The sequence below is a fragment of the Brooklawnia sp. genome, assembly GCF_049651565.1.
Lineage (GTDB): Bacteria > Actinomycetota > Actinomycetes > Propionibacteriales > Propionibacteriaceae > Brooklawnia.
This window is the reverse complement of sequence record NZ_JBASCI010000145.1, coordinates 1-5,826: the sequence shown is the minus strand read 5'-3', so window position 1 is coordinate 5,826 and position 5,826 is coordinate 1. Positions and strand designations below refer to the sequence as shown.

General features: G+C 70.5%; 5 protein-coding genes. 1 reads left to right on the top strand and 4 read right to left on the bottom strand.

Translation table 11 applies throughout. The features are described 5' to 3' along the window. On the bottom strand, positions 1-652 hold a 652-nt coding region (locus WBL05_RS06900; RefSeq protein ID WP_424224696.1), incomplete at its 3' end, for a TIGR03936 family radical SAM-associated protein. 88 nt (positions 653-740) lie between these two features. Here WBL05_RS06900 and WBL05_RS06895 point away from each other — a divergent pair. Beyond that, complete coding sequence (locus tag WBL05_RS06895) at positions 741-1,952, top strand: CynX/NimT family MFS transporter (protein WP_424224695.1); 1,212 nt, start codon at positions 741-743, stop codon at positions 1,950-1,952. Here the strand turns inward: WBL05_RS06895 and WBL05_RS06890 are convergent. Genes WBL05_RS06890 through ndk form a run of 3 tightly spaced genes read right to left on the bottom strand, consistent with a single transcriptional unit; the run spans position 1,937 to position 5,672 of the window. Continuing rightward, a complete protein-coding gene (locus WBL05_RS06890) occupies positions 1,937-3,883 on the bottom strand; it encodes a TIGR03960 family B12-binding radical SAM protein (RefSeq protein ID WP_424224693.1) in 1,947 nt (648 codons plus the stop codon). The two genes, WBL05_RS06895 and WBL05_RS06890, sit on opposite strands and share 16 nt — an antisense overlap. Next, positions 3,880-5,232 carry a lysostaphin resistance A-like protein gene (locus tag WBL05_RS06885; protein ID WP_424224691.1) on the bottom strand — a complete coding sequence of 451 codons (1,353 nt, stop codon included), beginning with the start codon at positions 5,230-5,232 and terminating at the stop codon, positions 3,880-3,882. Before WBL05_RS06885 ends, WBL05_RS06890 begins: the two co-directional genes overlap by 4 nt. After that, on the bottom strand, positions 5,229-5,672 hold the full coding sequence (ndk, locus tag WBL05_RS06880; RefSeq protein WP_424224690.1) for a nucleoside-diphosphate kinase: 444 nt from the start codon (positions 5,670-5,672) through the stop codon (positions 5,229-5,231). The genes WBL05_RS06885 and ndk overlap by 4 nt, the downstream gene beginning before the upstream one ends. Between the last annotated feature and the right edge of the window lie 154 nt (positions 5,673-5,826).

Here is a 5,826-nt window from a genome sequence, read left to right as displayed (position 1 = left end):
GCCGGGTGGCCCGCGGCGGGTCGGCGTCGGCCAGCTCTGCGGGGGCGAGCTGCTGGAGGGCGGCGAAGACATCGTCCGGGCGGACCAGTGGCTCGGTGTGTCGCAGCACCACCTGCAACGCCTGGTCCACGACCTCGACGCTGATCACTGCGGCGCGGACGTCGAAGCGCCGCTCCCCCTTCCTGGTCTGCCGGCTCACCTCGACGGTCGCGGCGTCCCGCAGCGCGCCGGCCAGCGCGGGCAGCACGTCAGCCGCCACGCCGGGCAGCTCGATGCGCCACTGCGAGGCCTGCAGCAGTTCGGTCAGCGGCCGGCCTGACGCGTCCACTGCCCGCACCACCCCGAAGCCGGGCGGCAACGCATGCGACAACGCGTTGGCCAGCTCGGGCGGGTTGCGGTGCTCGGCGAGCCCCAGCTCCAGGTACTCGGCCTCGCTGGCCGCACCGGTCGGCGCGGCCCCCACATACGAGATCCGCGGGTGCGGCGAGAACCCGGACGAGTACGCCATCGGCACCTTCGCCCGGCGCAGCGCCCGCTCCAACGCGCGGCTGAAGTCGCGGTGGCTGGCGAACCGCGCGGTGCCCCGCTTCACGTAGTGGATCCGGACGCGCTGCACGGGCGGCGGTTGCTGGGCCGGTTGCGGTCGAGCCATGCCTGCACAGTAGTGCCGGGACGCCCGCGTATGCTCGCTGAGTGGCTGCGGTTCCAGCCAGTCCCCCGATCGTCGACAGAAGGTTGCTATGCGCCCGAACAGGATCAGCTTGCTGATCACGCTGGGGGTCGCCATTGTCGCGTTCAACCTGCGCACCATCGCGGTCGCCATCGGGCCGGTCCTGCCCGACCTGGCGGCCGATCTCGGGATGACCCAGACCGTCGCCGGGGTGCTGACGGCGCTGCCCACCCTCTGTTTCGCGGTCTTCGGGTTCCTGGCGCCGCGGGCTGCGGCCAGTTGGGGGCTGCACCGGGCCGTCCTGTTCGCGCTGTTGGTGAACATCGTCGGTCAGGTGCTGCGCATCCTGGCCGGCGAGGTGGTCGGCTTCATGGCCGGCACCATCGTCGCGCTGGCCGGCATCGGCATCATCAACGTCCTGCTGCCACCCCTTGTCAAATGGCACTTCCCGTTCAGGGACGGGATGGTCACCGCCGTCTACGTCACCAGCCAGACCATCGGCCTGACGCTGGCCGGCCTGTACACCGCACCGTTGGCGATCGCGCTGGGCGGCTGGCGGGCCGCCTTCTGGCTGTGGGTGGTCACCGCCGTCCTCGGCGTCCCGATGATGGTGTGGTCGACCCGACGCTTCGCCGAACCGCGCCGCCATTCGGCCAAGCCGATCACCCTGCGCGACGCCGCCCGCACTCGGCTCGGCTGGATGATGATGATCTTCTTCGGCACGCAGTCGGCGCAGGCCTACTCCCAGTTCGGCTGGCTGCCCACCATCTACCAGGACGCTGGCTTCACCCCGATCCAGGCCGGCAACTACCTCACCATCCTCACCGGCCTGGGCATCCCGCTGTCGTTCATCGTCCCTACCCTCACCTACCGACTCGCCCGCCCGATCTGGCTGCTGGCGCTGATGGCTGTCTCAGGGGTGGCGGGCTACGTCGGCCTGATCAACGATCCCGCCCAACTGCCGTGGCTGTGGCCCGCGCTGCTGTCATTGGCCGGTGCGGTGTTCCCGATGATCCTGGTGCTGATCGGCACCCACACCAGCACCCCGGCCGGCGCCGCAGCACTGTCGGGGTTCGCCCAGAGCGTGGGCTACGTGCTGGCCTCGCTCGGTCCGCTGCTGGTGGGCCTGCTCAAGGACGCCACCGGCTCGTTCACACTGCCGCTTTGGGTGCAGGCAGCCATGTTCATCCCGCTGCTGATCTGCGGGGTGATCGTGATCCGGTCGGGCACCCTCGAGCAGGAACTGGGTCTGCCGCCCGAACCGGCTCAGCCGGCCGACTGAGTCACCACACTCAACGGCAGCAGGGACGCCCCGCTCGGCCCGATCTCGATGTCGACCCCGAACTCCGGGCACACCCCGCAGTCGTTGCAGTCGTCCCAGCGGCAGTCGTGCACCGCCCGGCCCGCCAGCGCGTCCTGGTAGTCCTGCCACAGCCAGTTACGGTCCAGCCCCAGGTCGAGGTGGTCCCAGGGCAGCACCTCGGTCACCGGGCGTTCCCGGGTGGTGAACCATGCCAGATCAACCCCGAGCGGAGTCAACTGCTCCTCCGCGCAGCGAACCCAGCGGTCGAAGTCGAAGTGCTCGCTCCAGCCGTCGAAGGTGCCGCCGGCCCGCCAGACCGCCTCGATCACCCGGCCGACGCGGCGGTCGCCGCGAGCCAGCAGTCCCTCGATCAGGCCCGGCCGGCCGTCGGAATAGCGGATGCCGATCGCCCGGCCGCACTGCCGGTCGTCCCGCACCCGCTGCTTCAACTGCCGCATCCGTTCGTTGCTGGTCTCGGGATCGGTCTGGCCCACCCACTGGAACGGGGTGTGCGGCTTGGGGACGAACGCACCGATGCTGATCGTGCAGCCGATGTCGCGGCGGCCGGCCGCCCGGCGTCCGGTCTCGATGACCCGGTGCGCCATGTCGGCGATGGCCAGCACGTCCTGGTCGGTCTCGGTGGGCAGGCCGCACATGAAGTACAGCTTCACCGACCGCCAGCCGCCGGCGAACGCGGTGCTGACGGTCTGGATCAGGTCGTCCTCGCTGACGTTCTTGTTGATCACCGCCCGCATCCGTTCGGTGCCGCCCTCCGGCGCGAAGGTCAGCCCGCTGCGTCGGCCGTTGCGGGCCAGTTCGGCGGCCAGGTCGATGTTGAACGCGTCCACCCGGGTGCTGGGCAGCGACAGCGACACACATGAGCCCTGGTAGCGGTCGGCCAGCTGGCTGGTGATCTCGCCGATCTCGGTGTGGTCGGCGCTGGACAGGCTGAGCAGGCCGACCTCGTCCAGCCCGGTCGACGACAGGCCGTGGTCGACCATGGTGCCGATCACCGGCAGCGTGCGCTCCCGCACCGGGCGGGTGATCATGCCGGCCTGGCAGAACCGGCAGCCGCGGGTGCAGCCGCGGAAGATCTCCACCGAGTACCGTTCGTGCACGGTCTCGGCCAGCGGCACCAGCGGCGCCTTCGGGTAGGGCCACTGGTCGAGGTCGGTGAGAATCCAGCGCCGCACCTGGTAGGGCACTCCCGGCCGGTTCGGCGAGATCTTCGCGATCGCCCCGGACGGGGCGTAGCTGATGTCGTAGAACTGCGGAACGTAGAACATGCCGGTGCCGGCCAGCCGCTCCAGGACACCTAGCCGGCCACCCGGCCGCCCGGCCGCCTGCCAGTCCCGGACGATCCGGCTGAGCTCCAGCACCGCCTCCTCGCCGTCGCCGAGCACCACCACGTCGACGAAGTCGGCGATCGGTTCGGGGTTGGACGCGCAGTGCCCGCCCACCACCACCAGCGGCTCGTCCTCGGCCCGCTCGACGCTGCGCAGCGACAGGCCGGCCAGGTCGAGGGCGTTGAGCAGGTTCGTGTAGCCGAGTTCGGTGGCCAGGCTCACCCCCAGCACGTCGAACCGGTTGACCGGACGATGGGTCTCCAGGCTGAGCAGCGGCAGCCCGGCCGCGCGCATCCGCTGCTCGAGGTCGGGCCAGACCGAGAAGACCCGCTCGGCCAGCACCCAGTCGACCTCGTTGAGCACCTCGTAGAGGATGGCCTGGCCCTGGTTGGGCTGGCCCACCTCGTAGGCGTCGGGGTACATCAGCACCCAGTGCACCTCGATGCCTGCCCAATCCTTGGTGACCGAGTTCAGCTCGCCGCCCACGTACTGGATCGGCTTGGTGACCTGGGCCAGCAGCGGCTCGAGCCGGTGGAACAGCGATCCGGGAGGAGTTGTGGTCACGGCGACTCCCAGGGACGAGGGTTGAACAGCGGGGCCAGGCCATCCAGGCTGGCGGTGCGCGGCGGCCCGGGCGGGGTTTCCGGTCCGGGCTGCGGTTGTGGCCGCGGGCCGGGCTGCGGCGGCTGGGGCTTGGGGAACATCGGCGGCTGCGGCGGCATCGGCAGGGCGCCGGTGGGCAGCTGCCCGGTGGCCGGCACTGGCTGAGCGGTTCCGGTGGTCTGCCGGATTGGGTGAGGTGCCTGCTGGTCGGGGTACGGCGATGGCATACCGGTCGGTGGTGCGGCCTGCGCAAGGGCCATCGACTCCCCCGGGGCCGAGGTGACCTGGATGCCGCGCCTGCCGGCCTGCCAGCCGATCAGCGCCGAGGCCAGTCCGACCGCCACCATCATGATCAGTATCTCCGGACCCGCGGTACCCGCCTGGCGATTGAACATGTCGCCGATGTCGCTGAATGGCACCACCACCTCGGCCAGCATGTTGTTCACAACGTGCATGGCGATCGCGGCCTCGAGCCCGCCGGTTCGCCAGGTCACGTAGCAGGTGGCGAAGCCGAACCACAGGTAGAAGACGTTCAGCCACACGTCACCGGCTCCGTGCGCGGCAGCGAACAGCAGGGACGACACGACAGCGCCCGCCACCAGCCCGGCACGGCCGTTGCGGAAGAAGCTGGCCACCGCCCGGTTGAACACCCCACGGAAGCCGAACTCCTCACCGGCTGCCTGCAGCGGAGTGGTCAGCAGGATGCCGATGATCAGCAGCCCGGTGTCCGGGTTGACCGCGAGATCGAAGTCGACGCCAGCACGCAGGCTGAGCCAGGTGTCGAGTGCGAAGAAGACCAGCCAGATCGGCAGGATGATCAGCACACAACGACCCAGCCAGCCCCACCGCATCCGACCCACCACGCTGGCCAGGAAGCCTGCCCGCTGGCTGAACAGCGCGGACGAGACCAGCGCGGCGATCACGATCAGGCTGGCCAGGCCAAGGTTGTTGGCCAGGAACCCGAGCGCGGTGATGTCGAACGGGTCGTAGTCGGGCGAGAGCGGGTCGATCCGGCCGGCGGCCGCATCGATGCCCACCGAGATGGCGTACAGCACCGTGGCCACCAGCAACCCCAGGACCAGCGTCAGCACCAGGGCGACCACCGGACGCCACCAGCGCCAGGCCGGCGTCCGCCAGAACATCACGTAGTCGGTGTGGGTGACCGGCAGGGTGGGTCGGAACAGCCGGTGGGGCGCCCCGAACGGCGGCTGCGGCCCGGGCGGGCCGGGCAGTCTCGGCCCGTGGACGGGCGCGTTGAGCGGCCCCTGCGGGATCGGCGGGATCGGCTGGCCTGGCTGTGGTTGGGTCACGCGGTGCGTCCCTCCCCTGCGGCCTGACCGACGTCTGGGAACCAGAGCGCCACCTCACGCTCGGCGGTCTCGACGGAGTCCGATGCGTGCACGAGGTTCCGGTTCTTGAACAGCGAGAGATCGCCGCGGATGGTGCCCGGCGCGGCCACCGCGGAGTCGGTGGCGCCGTTGATCAGGCGGACGGCATCGATGGCGCGCTCCCCCTCCAGCACCATCGCCACCACCGGCCCGGAGGTGATGAACTCCTCCAACCCCGGGTAGTAGGGACGCCCGACGTGCTCCTGGTAGTGCTGCCGGGCGAGGTCAGCAGTGGCGGTGCGCAGTTCGAGCTGCCTGATCGCCAGCCCCTTCGCCTCGTACCGGGCGATGATCTGCCCGACCAGGCCGCGGGCGACCCCGTCGGGCTTGACCAGAACCAGCGTGCGTTCGATGCCACTCATACCAAGACCCTACAAGCATGGTGGTCGGCCGCCGCACGCCAGGGCGCCCCGTCCGGCAAGGCGACGCCGGTTGGCCCAGGACGGCCGGTCGGGTCAGGGCAGGTCAGCGTCCTCCGCGGTCAACCGGGCGCGCACCTGCCCCGCCAGGTACACC

Excerpts from the sequence above, each read along its gene's own strand:
- WBL05_RS06895 (WP_424224695.1), top strand. The coding sequence starts at position 741 with ATGCGCCCGAACAGGATCAGCTTGCTGATCACGCTGGGGGTCGCCATT.
- ndk (WP_424224690.1), bottom strand. The coding sequence starts at position 5,672 with ATGAGTGGCATCGAACGCACGCTGGTTCTGGTCAAGCCCGACGGGGTC.